The sequence below is a fragment of the Pseudomonas sp. rhizo66 genome, assembly GCF_031931925.1.
Classification (GTDB): Bacteria; Pseudomonadota; Gammaproteobacteria; order Pseudomonadales; family Pseudomonadaceae; genus Aquipseudomonas.
In genome coordinates, this window is sequence record NZ_JAUJWZ010000005.1 from 86,257 (window position 1) to 102,358 (window position 16,102).

Annotated in this window: 11 protein-coding genes; 5 read left to right on the forward strand and 6 right to left on the reverse strand. The window is 59.5% G+C overall.

Features of this window, described 5'->3' with window-relative positions; genetic code table 11:
- The first annotated feature begins 38 nt into the window (after positions 1–38).
- Genes QZR14_RS07765 through QZR14_RS07785 form a run of 5 tightly spaced genes read left to right on the forward strand, consistent with a single transcriptional unit; the run spans position 39 to position 9,394 of the window.
- Positions 39–1,751: a DUF2138 domain-containing protein gene (locus QZR14_RS07765; protein ID WP_311996256.1), complete on the forward strand. Its 1,713-nt coding sequence runs from the start codon at positions 39–41 to the stop codon at positions 1,749–1,751.
- Complete coding sequence (locus QZR14_RS07770) at positions 1,736–2,386, forward strand: DUF1175 domain-containing protein (RefSeq protein WP_034153738.1); 651 nt, start codon at positions 1,736–1,738, stop codon at positions 2,384–2,386. Before QZR14_RS07765 ends, QZR14_RS07770 begins: the two co-directional genes overlap by 16 nt.
- The gene (locus QZR14_RS07775; RefSeq protein WP_311996257.1) at positions 2,383–6,957 is read left to right on the forward strand and encodes an alpha-2-macroglobulin family protein; all 4,575 of its coding nucleotides are present in this window, start codon (positions 2,383–2,385) and stop codon (positions 6,955–6,957) included. Before QZR14_RS07770 ends, QZR14_RS07775 begins: the two co-directional genes overlap by 4 nt.
- Before the next feature lies 1 nt (position 6,958).
- Positions 6,959–8,578: a DUF2300 domain-containing protein gene (locus QZR14_RS07780; RefSeq protein WP_311996258.1), complete on the forward strand. Its 1,620-nt coding sequence runs from the start codon at positions 6,959–6,961 to the stop codon at positions 8,576–8,578.
- Between the two features lie 3 nt (positions 8,579–8,581).
- Positions 8,582–9,394 carry a YfaP family protein gene (locus QZR14_RS07785; RefSeq protein ID WP_311996259.1) on the forward strand — a complete coding sequence of 271 codons (813 nt, stop codon included), beginning with the start codon at positions 8,582–8,584 and terminating at the stop codon, positions 9,392–9,394.
- Between the two features lie 60 nt (positions 9,395–9,454).
- Here the strand turns inward: QZR14_RS07785 and QZR14_RS07790 are convergent, their stop codons facing one another.
- From QZR14_RS07790 to QZR14_RS07815, 6 genes are all read right to left on the reverse strand, one after another.
- On the reverse strand, positions 9,455–11,011 hold the full coding sequence (locus tag QZR14_RS07790; RefSeq protein WP_250608115.1) for a methyl-accepting chemotaxis protein: 1,557 nt from the start codon (positions 11,009–11,011) through the stop codon (positions 9,455–9,457).
- A 1,266-nt stretch (positions 11,012–12,277) separates the two neighbouring features.
- Entirely contained in the window at positions 12,278–13,024 is a 747-nt protein-coding gene (locus tag QZR14_RS07795; protein WP_311996260.1) for a S24 family peptidase, read from the reverse strand.
- A 223-nt stretch (positions 13,025–13,247) separates the two neighbouring features.
- Positions 13,248–13,775 (reverse strand): inorganic diphosphatase, encoded by a 528-nt coding sequence (gene ppa / locus QZR14_RS07800; RefSeq protein WP_008052339.1) that lies wholly within the window; start codon positions 13,773–13,775, stop codon positions 13,248–13,250.
- 112 nt (positions 13,776–13,887) lie between these two features.
- Positions 13,888–14,700: a zinc-dependent peptidase gene (locus tag QZR14_RS07805; RefSeq protein ID WP_311996261.1), complete on the reverse strand. Its 813-nt coding sequence runs from the start codon at positions 14,698–14,700 to the stop codon at positions 13,888–13,890.
- Positions 14,701–14,704: 4 nt separating this feature from the next.
- Positions 14,705–15,355 carry a DedA family protein gene (locus tag QZR14_RS07810; RefSeq protein WP_034153744.1) on the reverse strand — a complete coding sequence of 217 codons (651 nt, stop codon included), beginning with the start codon at positions 15,353–15,355 and terminating at the stop codon, positions 14,705–14,707.
- Between the two features lie 229 nt (positions 15,356–15,584).
- A complete protein-coding gene (locus QZR14_RS07815; protein ID WP_007910890.1) occupies positions 15,585–16,046 on the reverse strand; it encodes a GNAT family N-acetyltransferase in 462 nt (153 codons plus the stop codon).
- Positions 16,047–16,102: the final 56 nt, after the last annotated feature.

Here is a 16,102-nt window from a genome sequence, read left to right on the forward strand (position 1 = left end):
ACGGATGAAATCCTGAGCTTTGGGAAATGAGCGAGAAGATGAGCGATAACACTGTGACTTCGGCTGCCGACACGCCAGCGGCCAAACCTTCGCGGCGCTGGCCGTTGCTGCTGGCCGGGTTGTGCCTGGTGGCCGGGGTGGCGGGCGGTTTTGGCTGGCTGCTGCTCAAGCCCAAGGCGCCGCCGGCGGAGTTGGCCAGCGACAAGCTCGGCCTCAGTCGTCCGGATGCATTGCTGGAGACCCGCTCGCTGAGCCAGTTGCCCAAGGACCTGCTGACGGTGCCGTTCCTCAAGGCCACGCTGACCGAAGATTTCGTCTTTTATTACGAAACCCACGCCGACCGCCTGGGGCTGATTGGCAGTCTGCGGCGGATCATCTACGAGCATGACCTGAAATTGCAGGACAGCCTGATCGAGCAGCTTTTCGATCAGCCGGCCGACGTTGCGCTGTGGCGTGGCGCGGATGGTCGCTTGAAGGATTTTCTGTTGGTGATGGATCGTGGTGGACTGGCGAAACTGCTCGAGCCGCTGGCGAAAGTTGCGCTGGATGACACGCAGCTCAGCCAGATGGGCGAACTCAAAGTCGGCGGCGATAGCGTGCCGCTGTACCAACTGACCTACAACGCCAGCAAAGCGCTGCTGTTCGCTTCCCACGGCGACAAACTGGTGGTGCTGTCAAACCCGGCCAAGTACTACGACCCGGAAAGCGGCGCCTCCGAGGAATCCGGCCACGTTTCGCCACAGGCGCTGGCGGCGCTGCTCAACGGCGAAAAACTGTTCCCCGAAGCGTTCGGTCTGCCGGCGAAAACCCCGGAAACCAAGCAGCGCCTGTCGGTCAACTCCAGCGTTCTCGCCATGGGTTATCAGCGTTTCATCCCGAACTTCGCCGGGCTGCGTTTCGACATGGACGACAAGGGCTGGCACAGCTACCTCGCCATGGACGAACTGGACAACCAGCCCGACTTCGATTTCAAACCGGTCTGGCAAGCCATGCCACTCGGCGCCAGTGCCTGCGTGACCCTGCCGGTCGCGGCCGAACCGCAAAAACCATTGCTGGTGAAACTCGGCGCTGAAGAAACCGTGGCGCAAACCCTCACCGAACACGTGGCCGGCGCGGCAGGTCTGTGCTGGTACGCCGATTCGCGGCTGTACACGCCGTTGCTGGTGGCCAGTCTGAAAGACGAAGACAGCAGCAAACTCGATGGCGACCTCGGCAAACTGTTTGGCTCGATGGTTGGTGCGTTCGAAGCCAATGTCGACGAAAACGTGTTCCCGGTGGTTGAGAAGCAAGAAGGCCAAAACCACGTCTGGCAGCGTCAGGTCAGCTCCAACTTTGGCCCTTATGCGGCGAAGACTGCCGAGAACCCGGACGCAATCAGCGGCAAGGCGTTCATGAAAGTCAGCCTCGCCCGTCACGGCTCGACGTTGCTGTTTTCCCTCGACGACAAACTCGTCGACAAGGCCCTCGGCACCCTCGACAAACGCTTCCCGCCGATGGCCGACGTGTTGCCCAAAGACGTGCTGATGCCGATCTACTTCGGCCCGGATTCGATGGCGCAACTGATGCAGCAGGAAACCCTCGACAGCCTGCCCCAGGACATGGAACCGGTGTTTTACAACGCCGCGCAAACCTACCTGATCCCGAAACTGCGCACCCTCGGTGGCTACGGCAAATATGCGCTGACCCTGCCGGAAGGCAGCGAGCCTGACGGCCACTGGCAATGGCTGCCGCTGGAATGGAAAGCGCTGTGACCGCATTGATCCGCAGCCTCGGCCTGCTCGCGCTGCTGCTCAGTGCGGGCGCCCGCGCCGTTGAAGCGCCGGCACTGGATCCGGCGCAGTCCCAGGTGTTTCGCGCCTGGTTCGTGCGCATCGCCCAGGAACAACTGAGCCAGGGCCCGAGCCCGCGCTGGTATCAGCAGGATTGTGCCGGCCTGGTGCGTTTTGCCGCCAACGAAGCGCTGAAGGTCCACGACGACAAATGGCTGCGCAGCAATGGCCTGTCCAATCGCTACCTGCCGCCAGAGCTGTCACTCAGCGATGAGCAGCGCAAGCTCGCTCAGCAATGGCAGCAGGGCGGCGGCAAGGTCGGGCCGTACGTCAACGCGATCAAACTGATTCAGTTCAACAGCCATCTGGTCAGCCGCGACGTGTCGCAGGCGCGGCCCGGTGACTTGATGTTTTTCGATCAGGGTGACGACCAGCACCTGATGATCTGGATGGGCCGCTACATCGCCTATCACACCGGCACCACTACCCCCACAGACAACGGCATGCGTTCGGCAAGCCTGCAGCAACTCATGACATGGAAGGACACCCGATGGATACCCGACGCAGCCAATCCCAACTTCATCGGCGTCTATCGACTGAACTTTCTCTCCCAATGACCGGTGCCCGCATGTTGCGACTCTGCTCCCGAATTCCTCTGCTGCTGGCGCTGTTGTTGCCAGTGGCCATCGTCAGCGCCGAAGATTCGGTCGAGCCGAGCGGTTATACGCCGGTCGCCGGTGAAAGCTTCTTCCTGCTCGCCGACAGCAGTTTCGCGGCGGACGAGCAGGCGATGGTGCGTCTTGAAGCGCCGGGTCGTGACTACCGCCGTTTCCGCATGGAGCCTTACGGCGGCGCCGACATCCGCGTGTACCGCATCGACAAGCCGCTGGATTTCCTCAAACGGCAGAAGAACCTGCATCGCGTGGTCAGCGACGGCCAGTTCAAGGGCGAAGGGCTGTCCAACACCCTCGCGTACTTGTGGGACAACTGGTACCGCAAATCCCGTCGGGTGATGCAGCGCGCGTTCTCCTATGAATCGCGTAAACAGGTCACCGAAGAAGTGCCGGAACTGAAGATGGGCAACGCCATCGCCGCGCCGACCGCGTACGACGCGCAGCCGCAATTTGCGCTGATCCCGGGTCTGCCGGTGGTCAGCCAGTTCCGTTATCCGCTGTGGCAGGCCAAGCCGATTCAGCCACCGGCCGGGGTCAATCTGGCCGGGTCTTCCAGCGATTTTGTCAGCGTCGCGCCGGGTAACGTTTATATCCCGCTGGGCAATCTGAAGCCGGGTCTGTATCTGGTCGAAGCACTGATCGGCAAGTACCGCGCGACCACCATGGTGTTCGTTTCCAACACCGTCGCGGTGAGCAAGATTGCCGGTGATGAATTGCTGGTCTGGGCGGCGCGCAAACACGAAGGCAGTTCGGTGCCGAAGGTCAATGTGCTGTGGACTGACGGCCTCGGCGTGATGAGCAGCGGTGCCACCGATGCCGATGGTTTGCTGCGCCTGAAGCACGTCAGCCCGGAGCGATCGTTCGTGATTGGCGAGGACGAAGAGGGTGGGGTGTTCGTCTCTGAGAACTTCTATTACGACAGCGAAATCTACGACACCAAACTCTACGCGTTCACCGACCGACCGCTGTATCGCCCGGGTGATTGGGTGTCGCTGAAAATCGTTGGTCGCGAGTTCAAGAACGCACGGGATTCGGTGTTGCCCGGTGCGGCAGATGTCACGGTCAGCGTACTCGATGCCACCGGTACCGAGTTGCAACACCTCGATCTGAAGCTCGATTCGAAGGCCGGTACTCAGGGCCGCTTCCAGTTGCCGGACAACGCGGTGGCGGGCGGTTACGAGATTCGTTTCAACTACAAGGATCAGGCCTACAGCAGCGCTTTCCGAGTGGCGGAATACATCAAGCCGCACTTCGAGATTTCGCTGAACCTGGCCAAACAGGATTACCGAACCGGCGAACCGGTGAAAGGCAGTCTGGTGCTGCTGTACCCGGACGGCAAACCGGTGGCCAACGCCAAACTGACCCTGAGCCTGCGCGCCCAGCAACTGTCGATGGTCGACAACGAGCTGCAATACCTCGGGCAATTCCCGGTGGAGCTGACCAGCACCGAACTGACCACCGACAGCAAAGGCAACGCGACCCTTGATCTGCCGGCGGCCGATAAACCGAGCCGCTACATGCTCACCGTGTTCGCCAGCGATGGTGCGGCGTATCGGGTCAAGACCACCAAGGAAATCCTCATCGACCGTGGCGCGGCGAGTTTCCGCCTGAGCGCGCCGCAACGCTTCAGTGCAGTCGGTGACAAGGTTGCGTTCAGCTACGCCAACGAGGGCGGCACCGAGCAAAGCAAAGCGGTGACCCCAAGCACGTATGGTTGGGTGCGTCTGGAAGACCAGAGCACAGGCGAGGGCAAACTTGCGGCGAATGACAAAGGCTTCAGCATGGCCTTCGAACGCCCTGGCACTTACAACCTGACCTTGAAAGATCAACACGGTCGCGTCCTCGGCGCCACCGGGCATTCGGTCACTGGCGATGGCGTCAAAGCCGTGCCGGGCACTGTGGAAATCGTCCTCGACAAGCCTGAATACAAGGCTGGCGATGAAGCGCTGGCGCTGATCACTTTCCCTGAGCCGGTCAGCGATGCGCTGCTCTCGCTGGAGCGCGACAAGGTCGAAGCCACTGCGCTGCTGGCCAAGGGCGGCGACTGGCTGAAACTGGAAAAACTCAGCGACACCCAATACCGCGCCCGAATTCCGGTGAAGGACAACTTTGCACCGAACCTGACCTTCTCGGTGCTGTACACCAAGGGCGGTCAGTACAGCTTCCAGAACGCCGGGATCAAGGTGGTTGCGCCGCAAATCGACGTGGCGATCAGCACTGACAAAGCGGTGTATCTGCCGGGCGATACGGTCACGGTTGACCTGACTACGCAGTTCGCCGGCAAAGCGGTACCGGCGCATCTGACCGTCAGCGTCGTCGATGAAATGGTCTATGCGCTGCAACCAGAAGTCGCGCCGACCATCGACCAGTTTTTCTATCACCCGCGCCGTAACAACGTACGCACCAGTGCCAGCCTGTCGTTCATCAGCTACGACGTCGCGTTGCCGGGCAGCCCCGGTGCGCCGGGCAAAGCCAACCGCAGCGAGCGAGGGGTGAAAGTGCTGGAGCGTCCGCGTCGTGAAGACGTCGACACCGCCGCATGGCAGCCGGAGTTGTTGACCGGTGCCGACGGTAAAACCCGTTTCACCTTCAAGATGCCGGACTCGCTGACCCGCTGGCGCATCACCGCCCGCGCGATCGCCGATGATGGTCAGGTCGGGCAGAAGAAGCAGTTCGTCCGTTCGGAAAAACCGCTGTACCTGAAGTGGAGCGGGCCGAGCAAATTCCGTAAGGGTGATCAGCCGCAACTCGGCGTGTTCGCGTTCAGTCAGGCCGAGAAACCGCTCAAGGCTGAACTGGTCACGCATTACGCGGGCGCCGAACAACGCCTGCCGGTGACCCTGAACAACGGCATCAACTACCTGCCGCTGCCGGCGTTCACGTTGGCTTCCGGCGAGTGGACGGCGGAGCTGGTGCAGGACGGCAAGACCGCTGACTCTCTGGCCGTGCGCCTGAGTGCGACCGGTGACGGCTGGCAAGTGACGCAGACGCAAAGCCTTGATGTCGCCAGCGGTGACACACCGTTGAGCCTGCCGGCCGACGCCAGCGATATTCGCCTGCGTCTGGATGACAGTCCGCAAGCGCTGTTCCGTTCCGCACTCGATGATCTGCTCAGCTATCCGTATGGCGGCGTCGAGCAGACCGCCAGCCGTTTGCTGCCGCTGAGCATTGCCTATCCATCGCTGGCATCGAATCCGCAGATCCGTGATCGCTTGCGTCTGATCATGCAGAACAGCCGTCTGCGTCTGGTGCAAATGGCCGGGCCGTCGGCGAGCTTCACCTGGTGGGGCTACGACGGTGAACCGGATGCATTCCTCACCGCCTACGCCTACTACGCCGACTGGAACGCTAGCCAGGTGCTGGAATTGACCTTGCCGCCGGAGCATTGGCAGCGAGTGCTGGAGGTGTACGCCAAGCAAGCGCCGAACACGCCATTGCTGCAACGGGCGCTGATTCTGTCGTTCGCCAAGCAGATGCATCTGCCAGTGAACACCTTGCTCAGCGGCTTGATGGAGGATCTCGCCAAGGCCGGTGAAGGCAACGCCGAAACCCTGATGGACGATGGCGAAGACAGTCTGGTGATGAGTGATCCGGATTCGGCGCTCGGTCTGGCGGCGGCGCGGGTATTGACTGCTTCGTTGGCCACACAGTCGAAGGTTGCCTTGCCGGATGCGTTCAATCGTCAAGTAGCTGCGGCGCAACAGCGTCTGGCGGTCAGCTCGCAGCCGTTTGCCGAAGCGCTGAACCTGTCGCTGCAAGCGTTCGATCAGGCGCGTGCGACGGCGTTGTTGCAACGATTGCTGCCGCAGCAATCGACCCTCGAACGTGCGCTGGCGCTGACCTGGCTGCAACGCAGCATCGCCCAGGCTTCGCCGACCATTGCCCTGACGCCGGGTGAAGGCTGGAAGAAAAACTACGGCGCTACCGGTGAGATGTACTGGACTTGGCAAGGCGCCAATCCGGTGCCGAGCGTGTTGACGGTGTCCGGCACGCAAGAGCGCCCGCTACGCGCGGCACTGAGTTTCCAGACCCAGCAACCGGCGGTCGATCCGATGGCCGTGACCATCACCCGTCGCCTGTCGCGACTGGTGCCGGGTGATGAAGCCTTCACCTTCAAACTGGAGCCGGTCGGGACCAAGCCGCTGTCCAGTGACAGCCTGTACCTGGACGAAGTGATCCTCACCAGCAAAGCGCCGAAACCGCTGCGCTACGGCATGCTCGAAGTGCCGCTGCCACCGGGCGCCGATGTCGAGCGCACCACGTGGGGCATCAAGTTGCAGGGCAAGGACGGTACCGAGCCGACCGCGCTGGAGAAGGCGCGATTCGAACCGGGACAACTGGCCTACGCGGTGCCGGTCGATGCGCTGAGCGGCGAATTGCGCCTGCGCCATCTGGTGCGCTTCTCGCAGAAGGGCCAGTTCAGCCTGCCGCCAGTGCGTTTCAAACAGGTCTACGCGCCGCAGCATCAGGCCCAGGAAGCGAAAGCCGCCCTTGGTCAGGTCACGGTCAACTGACATGACCCGGCCGCTGCTGTGGCTGCTGATGTGTGTGATGCCTGCGCTGGCGACGGCGCAGGATGAGCTGTTGCGCGTTGCCTATAAGGGCGAGTTGTTGTCGCTGAACCAGACGCAACTGATCGCTCGTGAACCGTTGCCGACGTCGCTGGATACGCCGCTGGGCAGTCTGTGGAAATTGTTTGTCTATGCGTGGCTGGTCGATACCGGTGCTCGCGAGCCGGCGTATGAATGTCGCGGGCAATCGAAGGAAGAGGTTTATTGCTGCTCGGCGGGTGGCAGGATCGAGCGTGATCAGGCGTTGGTGAAATCCTGCGGGTTGTATTTTGAGCCTGCGCGGTTGGGCATTTCTTCTGCCGATTGGCGCACGTATTGGCAGGCGCGGCGGGCGCCGTCGTGGTTGCTGGATTTACCCTCGGTGCAGCCAGCTCAACGGGTTTCCGTGGCTGAGTTGCTGAAGGTTTTGGCCTCGTTACCGGCGCAGGATCAGGCGCGTCGAGTGTTGCTCGATGTGGTACTGAATGCGGCGGATGGCAATGTCGTCGGCGAACTCGGCGGACGCCTGCGGGTGAAAACCTGGAGCTGGCTCGGCGATCAGGATCCGCAGTCGCGGCAGGGTGGTTTCGCCGGTTGGACGGCGGACGGCTCGCCGGTCTGGGCGGGTGGGCGAGGCACCAGTCAGATGGTCTTGCGCCATTATGGGCAGGCGTTGGCGACGGTGTTGCCCGCGGCATGGCCCGCTGAGACGGGGCGTTGTGTCGAAGTCAGCCTGTTTTCGAAGTACCCGGTTTCCAAGGTGTCAGCGGGTGATCGCGTCGCCACATCCGGTCCGTTGCAGGGCGACTACCGCGTCGAATTCGCCAATGGCAACGCGCTGGATATCCACAGCGACGGCGAACTGTTTCTGCTCAACGACAAACTGGTCGCCAGGCTTGATCGCGAAGAGTACGTCGCCCGCGTACTGGAGCGCGAAGCCAAACCGGAACCTGCCGAAGCCGCCAAAGCCCTCGCCGTGGCGATTCGCACTTATCTGCTGCAAAACGCCACGCGCAACGGCGATTGCCTGAGCATCGACGACAGCAGCAATCGCCAACGCGTCGCACCGCGACCGGCTTCGGCCGAATCCCGCAACATCGCCGCATGGACGGCAGACCTCGTGCTGGCCGGCAGCACCGTCACCTATCACTCCGATCAACCCGGCCCGGACAAACTCGCCTGGCAACAAGCCGTCGAGCAAGCTAATGCCGGTCAGCGTTACGACGCGATTCTGCTGCACGCCTATCCGCGCGCCAGCCTCAGTCGTTGGGACAACCCGGTCGCTTCCTGCGAAGCGCTGCCCGCCGCGCAGGACTGGCTACAGAAACAGCGACGCGGCTGGCGCCCGAAACTGGAAAGCGAAACCGGCTACAACGAGGTCAACACATTTGCCGTGTGCAAACTGGCTTTCGGCAGGCCCTTCGTCGACCGCGAACGCCAACGCATCTACGTGCGCGGCGTGCTGACCTTGCAGGATCGCCTCGACCTGACCCACGAATATCTGCACTTGGCCTTTGAAGCACATCCCAGTGGCCAGGATGAAACCTACATCGAAGGGCTCGCCCGTCATCTTTTGCTGGAATAGACCATGACACTCCGTTATCCACAGGTCTTGCTGCTGCTCTGCACCTTGACTGCGCTCTCGCCAGCCATCGCTGCCGACGGCGTCAAACTCGACACCCCGATCGGAGGTTGGCGCAGCGGCGCGCCGGAAGGCGAGGGCGAAAGCTTCCGCCAAACCGTCAACTACCCGGCCTCATCGGTCAACACCCCGCTCGGCCAGGCCAACACCGCCCGTATCAACGGTGAGATCAAAGCTGCGCGGAAGGACAACGAACCCGGCCGCCTGATCGTCAACGGCGTGAGCATGCCGCTGAAAATCGACGACAGCGGCCGCTTCGACCGCCCGTTCTCCTTCCCCAACGGCAGCAACAGCGTCGAAGTGCGCAGCCCCGACGGCCAGCAACGCCACCGCACACAATTCCTCAACACTAGCGGCGGCGCTACTCCGGCCAAGTTGCGCGTACTGCTGGCATGGGACAGCGACGGCACCGACCTCGACCTGCACTTGATCACTCCCGACGGTGCGCACATCTGGTACGGCAATCGCGTCGCACCTAACGGCGCCGCACTCGATGTCGACGTCACCACCGGCTACGGCCCGGAAATCTTCGCCATGCCGGCGCCGATCAAGGGGCAGTATCTGGTGTATGTGAATTACTACGGCGGTGGGTATCGCGGGGATGACGAGGGTGGGGATGATGCCGTGCAGGCGCTGACCACGGCGCAGGTGACGGTGATTACTGAGGAAGGGACGCCGAGCGAGAAGATGGAGACGTTCTTGATCCCGATGCGGGCGGTGGGTGAGCTGACGTTGGTTAAGGCGTTCAGTTATCCGTGAATTTACTCTCGACGGTGTGAGGCCAGGCGCCGCCATGAGCGGGCAGCGCCTGCCTCGGGCTCATACTTTGAAACGACCAACCAGAGCTTCCAGTTCATGCCCCAGCCGCGCCAGTTCAATACTCGACGACGCGGTTTCTTCACAGGTACTTGCTGTCTGATCTGAAATGTCGCGAACGTTGATCACGCTGCGATTGATTTCCTCGGTTACGGCACTTTGTTGATCCGCCGCGGTGGCTATCTGCTGATTCATGGACTGGATAATGGATACCTTGGCGGTAATGTTTTCCAGAGCGTTGACGGCGCGATGGGTAAAGTCCACGCTGCTTTCGCTCAGGAGCAGGCTGCTGTCCATGCCTGAAGCGACGGCATGAGTGCCGCTTTGCACACCGGCGACCAGATTTTCAATTTCTTCAGTGGAGCGCTGGGTGCGCAAGGCCAGATTACGCACTTCATCGGCAACCACTGCAAAACCGCGACCAGCCTCCCCTGCGCGAGCCGCTTCAATGGCGGCATTCAGCGCCAGCAAGTTGGTTTGCTGGGCCACGGCCTTGATCACATCCAGCACACCGCCTATTTTGTCGCTTTGTTCCTGAAGGTGGCGCACAGCCTCTGCCGAGCAGTTGAGTTCCTCCGCCAGACGCTTGATCTGAGCGATGGCGTCACCGACGATCTGCTCCCCCTCGCAGGCTTGCTGATCTGCGACAGTTGCGGCAGCCGACGCTTCTTCGGCATTGCGTGCGACGTTTTGCACAGTGGCGGTCATTTCGTTCATTGCAGTGGCAACGTGATCAGTCTCGACCTTCTGATTGTTCACGCCTGTATTCGTTTGCTCGGTAATGGCCGATAGCTGTTCTGCAGCGCTTGCTACCTGGATGACACCGGCGCGAATACCATCGATCAGCTCGTGCAGGTTGAGCGTCATCCGCTGTAGACCCGATTGCAACAGGCCCAACTCATCACGCCGATCAACCTGAATCTGGTGGCTTAAATCACCTTCGGCAATACGATTGACCGCCTCAAGTGTGCCTCTTAGCGGGGTGACGATCTGTCGAGTAATAACCCATGCCGCCAGTGTGCCGAGCAGCAAAGCCAGGGCGGCTACAAGGCTCAGCAGGGTTTTGGCGGACTCGGCATCGGTAGCGCGCTTGGTGTTTTGCGAATCAATGAGTTTTTGCGTGGTGTCGAGCAACTGATCGCCCAACTGCGCCATTCGTTTGAACATGGGGGCCTGATCAATGTTGGGCTTGACCAGTTCTTGCAGCAGTTGTCCATATTCCGTCGCTGCGCTGATCTGTTGCTGAATCAGCTCGTGATCTACCGGTACGATGAATTCTCCTTTGATACTGGTCAGGTGGGCCAGCAGGCTATCTAGCGTTTGCTGCAAGGGTCGATAGGCATCCGGTTGAGGATTGCCACCTATGCGTAAACGAATGATTCGCAAGTCTTTCGTGTAATTACTGACTTGAGCAATTTTCTCAATCTTGATGCCGCGCTCGGTCAGTGCGTTAACGGTATACCAGCCAGAGGCTGCGATTAACAACGTAAGTCCTAATACCAGTCCAAACCCCAGACTAAGTTTAGCGCTGACACGGATATCGCTGATCCAGCCGAACATAAGGACTCCAGGTAATAATGGGTTTAGATTGATCTTGGTGCTCTGATGTCGACCATGAGTCGTGAATCTTTAACTTTGCGGCTGCTATTAATTGCGGGTGAGTAATTTTTAGTCTGTTGCTCAGAAAAATATTCAGCACCGCTGCTATATGATGCCGGCTAACTGAAAGGTTACAGCTTAAAGCCCGCCTGAGTTGTGAGCGCTCTTCGGCGGTTGGCCACAGACATCAAAGGAAGATAAAACAACATGCTTCATTCTTTAGTCGAATAGGCAGAGTTGTCGTGATCTGGATAGCCCGGATCCACGGACTTTTCTGCGGGGGCAGTTGCTGTATGAACTGCAAAGCTTAGAGGTGAACCAGCTGCTTCAGGTAAAAGAACAGTTGGTCCTGACAAGTTCTGTACTGGCCTTCGAGCTTTTCCACTTCCCACATTCGAGCCAGCCACACGTCATCACATGCTGCGTTTATTTGATTGACTGCAGTTTTCCAAGCGATGCGCGCGCTGTCTATAGCGTGGAGGAATTGCAGTAGTTTCTCATCTATCGGTATCGTACCCAGCGGGTATTGGCTCAAAGACATTTTAGTTCCAGAACTAACTGGTGGTCGGATTGGCTTTTGTGGTGGGTACTATAATCGCCGGTGTCAACGGGCCAGTATTCGACTAATGGCGAAGAGGCTTTATAAATATTGAGTTTTCTTGGTTTCAGTTATTCATAGGTCTTATTTTTGTTTGTGGGCCATCTGGATGCGCGGTGCCTTTTAGAAGTTGACCGGCGATGGAAAATTGCCTGATTCGTTTCAGCGCGGTCAGCCAGGTATAAAACCCGTGCTGGATGTACTTCGCGTTTATTTATCCATGCAACAGATCGGGGGGGCATGCCAGAAGGTTCTGATCATCGGAAGCACCTGACCTGGTTTTTCTACAGGCATTAAAAAGCCGGCTTGTGGCCGGCTTCTCGGGGACTGGCTTGGTTTATTTTTGGTAAACCGCGCCAGCCTTCAAAACGTACATCCGGATCTGCGTCCGGCTGTGGGACTTGGTCAGACGTTGGTCTGCCGCGTCGGGCGCTCTCTGAGCCGCGGGGCGGGTCGATGCGCAAATGTGGGGCGCAGGATACTGAGTTTTGTTGTGGATTCCCAGCCTGAAGTGCGGGTTAGAGCGACTTCTTCGCCAGAAATCCGGGATTTGTACCGATTGTCCGGGCCTCTTCGCGAGCAGGCTCGCTCCCACAGGGTTCAGTGCAAACTTGAAAAACCGCATCAAGTCATAGAAACGGCACCACCGGCCGCCGCTTGCTCACCGTAGACCACCAGAACACCCAGCCCAATATATGAATCCGTTGCTCCTCGATCTGTGCCGGGCGGAACACTTCGTCCGGGTATTCGGCGTTGTTGTGGCTGCGCAGGCGCAAGCCGTTGCCGGGCATGCGATGCAGGTATTTGATGCGCAGCATGCCGTCGTGTTCGATGGCGTAGATCTCGCCGTCGACGACCTGGGTCAGGCTGCGGTCGATGGCGACAATGGAGCCGTCTTCGATGCGTTCGGCCATGCTGTTGCCGATCATGTGCGCGCAGATGGCATCGGCATGGCGGATTTCCAGTTGATCCAGTGGTGCGCGCAGCAGGCGGATGGACAGGTCCGGGTCCTGGATGACGTGGGTTTTGTCGGAGCCGTTGGTCAGTGGCGTTTCTTTGAAGAAAGCCAGTTCGATGTCGTTGGGATGGATGAATCGGTAGGTGCCCCGAGGATCGTGGGCGTCGAAGCTGTCGCCGTTGCTGGCAGGGGGAGTCAGGCTCGGCAACTCTTTTGTGCCTTCGCCGGTTTTCAGCCATTCGCTGTTGACGGACAGCAGGCGTGAGACTTCTTCCATGCGATACGCCGGGACGCCCCGGGTGTACCAGTTGTGGACATTTTGGGCTTCCGTGCCCCAGAACTTTGCGAAACCCGTCGTCGAGATGTTCGCAGCTTCCAGGAGTGCCTTGAATCTTGGACCGCTAGTGTTCTTTCTCATAAACACGGAGTCTACGGCCGTGCCAGAGCGGTTTGAATAAACCGGACGTTCAAAAACGGGCTGAATTTTGCGACGGGATGTAAGACGTTCTTGTGGGAAATTACACAGGGCAAAACTTTTCTGTAGCCCGCCATAAACACTCTGTTTAAGACGGCTTTTGCCAGGCACAAAAAACCCCGGATCAACCGGGGTTTTCTTCAAGCCTCACGCGTAGCGCAGGTGCTTAGCCCTTGTAGGCGGCAACCGACTTGGTGATCGCGTCGCGGGCGGCGTCTGCACCGGCCCAGCCTTCGATCTTGACCCACTTGCCTTTTTCGAGATCTTTGTAGTTCGCGAAGAAGTGCTCGATCTGCTGGATCAGCAGTGGCGGCAGGTCGGTGTATTCCTTCACATCGACGTACAGCTGGGACAGCTTGTCGTGTGGCACTGCGATGACTTTGGCATCGCCGCCGCCGTCGTCGGTCATGTTCAGGATGCCGACTGGACGCGCGCGGATCACCGAGCCTGGAGCAACCGGGTAAGGGGTCACAACCAGTACGTCGAGGGGATCACCGTCGTCAGCCAGGGTGTTCGGGATGTAACCGTAGTTGGCCGGGTAGAACATTGGGGTGGCCATGAAACGGTCAACGAACAGGCAATCGCTGTCTTTGTCGATTTCGTATTTGATCGGCGCGTGGTTGGCCGGGATCTCGATCGCGACGTAGATGTCGTTCGGCAGGTCTTTGCCAGCCGGAATCTTGCTGTAGCTCATTGGGCGTTGCCCCCGTAGTTGACCAAAAACACTTGGCCGGATTGACCAAAAAGTGGCGGCGATTATAGGCATATTCTGCCGTCGACGCCATGTACCGAAAGTCGTGCAGACCTTAGTCGTGCGCCTGATAGACCGGGTCTGTGGCCTGAAGTTGCCGCAACCGGCTCAACGGATCCTGCCGGTAGAAAAGCTTCAGTTGCAAGTAGACCTGTGGATAAGCCTCGTGCAGCAGATCCGGGGCGCTGAAGAAGTATTCGCTGGTGACCGCGAAGAATTCCGCCGGGTTTTCGGCGGCGTAGGGATCGATGGCGGTTTCGGCGTCCGGGTCGTGGTCAAGCTGACGGTTGAGATCGTCGTAGGCTTTTTGCATCACCTCGGCCCAGTCGCTGACCCGCATGTCCGCATGCAGCGGCGGCAGGCCGTTGGCGTCGCCGTTGAGCATGTCGAGTTTGTGCGCCAGTTCGTGGATCACCAGGTTGTAGCCTTCCCAGCCGCCACTGGCCATCACGCCCGGCCAGGCGAGGATGATCGGCCCTTGTTGCCAGGCTTCGCCGCTGTGCTCGCCATCCCACTCATGCTCGACGCCGCTGGCGTCACGATGGCGTTGCGGGCTGAGAAAGTCGTCGGGGTAGAGGACGATCTCGTGGAAACCCTGATACCAGTTCAAATCGCCGAGATGCAGCAGCGGCAACTGCGCCTGAGCGGCGAGCAGCAGGCGTTGTTCCTGATGCAGTTCGACACCGGGCAGGGCGCTCAGGTATTTGTCTTCGAGGAACAGCACGCAGGCTTCGCGCAGCCACTGGTCTTCAGCGGCACTGATACCGTCAAGAAAACTCAGGTGATGGCGCACCCGTTGCCACATGTCGTCGGCAATCGGGTGCTTCGCCAGAATGCGCCGGCGACGCCAGGCGCTCAGCGACCACATCGGCTTAGTGCGATTGGGCTTTGGTGCCGCCGAAACGGCTGCGAACCACGCCGAGAATCATCGGCACCAGCGATAGCAGAATGATCGCTACCACGAGTAACGACAGGTTTTTCTTGATGAACGGTACGTTGCCGAAGAAGTAGCCCAGGGTTACCAGTCCACCGACCCAGAGGATGGTGCCCAACACGCTGAAACCGAAAAAGCGTGCGTACGGCATCTTCGCAACACCGGCGACGAACGGTGCAAAGGTGCGGATGATCGGCAGGAAGCGCGCCAGGGTTACGGTCTTGCCGCCATGCTTGTCATAGAAATCGTGGGTTTTCTGCAGGTAATCGCGACGGAAGATTTTCGAGTTCGGGTTGCTGAACAGCTTCTCGCCGGCCGTTCGTCCGATCACGTAGTTGGTGCTGTCACCGAGTATGGCCGCGAGCATCAGAAGACCGCCCAACAGTACCGGATCCATGCCACCGCCCGCCGCCACGGCACCGGCAATGAACAACAGCGAGTCGCCCGGCAGGAAGGGCATCACCACCAGACCGGTTTCACAGAAGATCACCAGAAACAGGATGGCGTAGATCCATGGCCCATAGTTGTTCACCAGCAAATCGAGGTAGACGTCGAGATGCAGGATAAGGTCGAGCGGGTTGAAATCCATGGAGGCACCTGTATGGCGGCCCGACTCGGCAGGCCTGTGCGGATGACTTCGTGTAAGCCTACAGCGGGGTGTAGTTTTTCTTACAAGCCGGAAAGATCGGGATTATACGGTCTGAAGGATGAAAAGCGCGTTGGTTTTGTAGCGGGGGATGTCGGGGTGTGAACAATTGTCAGGCTGCATTCGGCGTGGCTGAGGGAGCAGGCTCCCTCATCACAGGTGGCGTGCGCAATCAGAGTTCTTCGCTGATCGGCAGCACGTAGTTCTTGAACTCGGTGTCTTCCTTGAACCCGATGGATTCGTAGGTTTTCTGCGCGACCTCATTATTGCTGCTCGTCGAAACACGCATACGCACGGCCTGGGTTTCCTTGGCCATTTTCTTCGCCGTGCGGATCAGGTTGTCAGCGACCAGTTGCCGGCGCGCGTCTTCAGCGACGTAGATATCGTTGAGGATCCACACGCGTTTGAGCGACAGCGAAGAGAAGCTTGGATAGAGCTGACAGAAACCCATCAGTTTCTTGTCGTCATCGTCGGCCAGAGCCAGATAGATCACCGATTCCTTGCGGCGCAGACGCTTTTCAAGGAAGGCACGGGAGGAATCCGGGTAAGGCAGGGAACCGTAGAACTCGCGATATTTGACGAACAACGGGGTCAACAAATCCAGATGTTCGAGGGTCGCTTGAATAATCCGCATGATAGGTCTCGTCTTCAAGTGGCTGTCTTCAACTGCTCTGACGGCGATGGGAAACC

Bases quoted from the DNA above. Each gene is read 5' to 3' on its own strand.
- QZR14_RS07805 (WP_311996261.1), bottom strand. From the start codon at position 14,700: ATGTGGTCGCTGAGCGCCTGGCGTCGCCGGCGCATTCTGGCGAAGCAC.
- QZR14_RS07795 (WP_311996260.1), bottom strand. From the start codon at position 13,024: ATGAGAAAGAACACTAGCGGTCCAAGATTCAAGGCACTCCTGGAAGCT.
- QZR14_RS07775 (WP_311996257.1), top strand. From the start codon at position 2,383: ATGACCGGTGCCCGCATGTTGCGACTCTGCTCCCGAATTCCTCTGCTG.
- QZR14_RS07810 (WP_034153744.1), bottom strand. From the start codon at position 15,355: ATGGATTTCAACCCGCTCGACCTTATCCTGCATCTCGACGTCTACCTC.
- ppa (WP_008052339.1), bottom strand. From the start codon at position 13,775: ATGAGCTACAGCAAGATTCCGGCTGGCAAAGACCTGCCGAACGACATC.
- QZR14_RS07815 (WP_007910890.1), bottom strand. From the start codon at position 16,046: ATGCGGATTATTCAAGCGACCCTCGAACATCTGGATTTGTTGACCCCG.
- QZR14_RS07785 (WP_311996259.1), top strand. From the start codon at position 8,582: ATGACACTCCGTTATCCACAGGTCTTGCTGCTGCTCTGCACCTTGACT.
- QZR14_RS07790 (WP_250608115.1), bottom strand. From the start codon at position 11,011: ATGTTCGGCTGGATCAGCGATATCCGTGTCAGCGCTAAACTTAGTCTG.
- QZR14_RS07770 (WP_034153738.1), top strand. From the start codon at position 1,736: ATGGAAAGCGCTGTGACCGCATTGATCCGCAGCCTCGGCCTGCTCGCG.
- QZR14_RS07765 (WP_311996256.1), top strand. From the start codon at position 39: ATGAGCGATAACACTGTGACTTCGGCTGCCGACACGCCAGCGGCCAAA.
- QZR14_RS07780 (WP_311996258.1), top strand. From the start codon at position 6,959: ATGACCCGGCCGCTGCTGTGGCTGCTGATGTGTGTGATGCCTGCGCTG.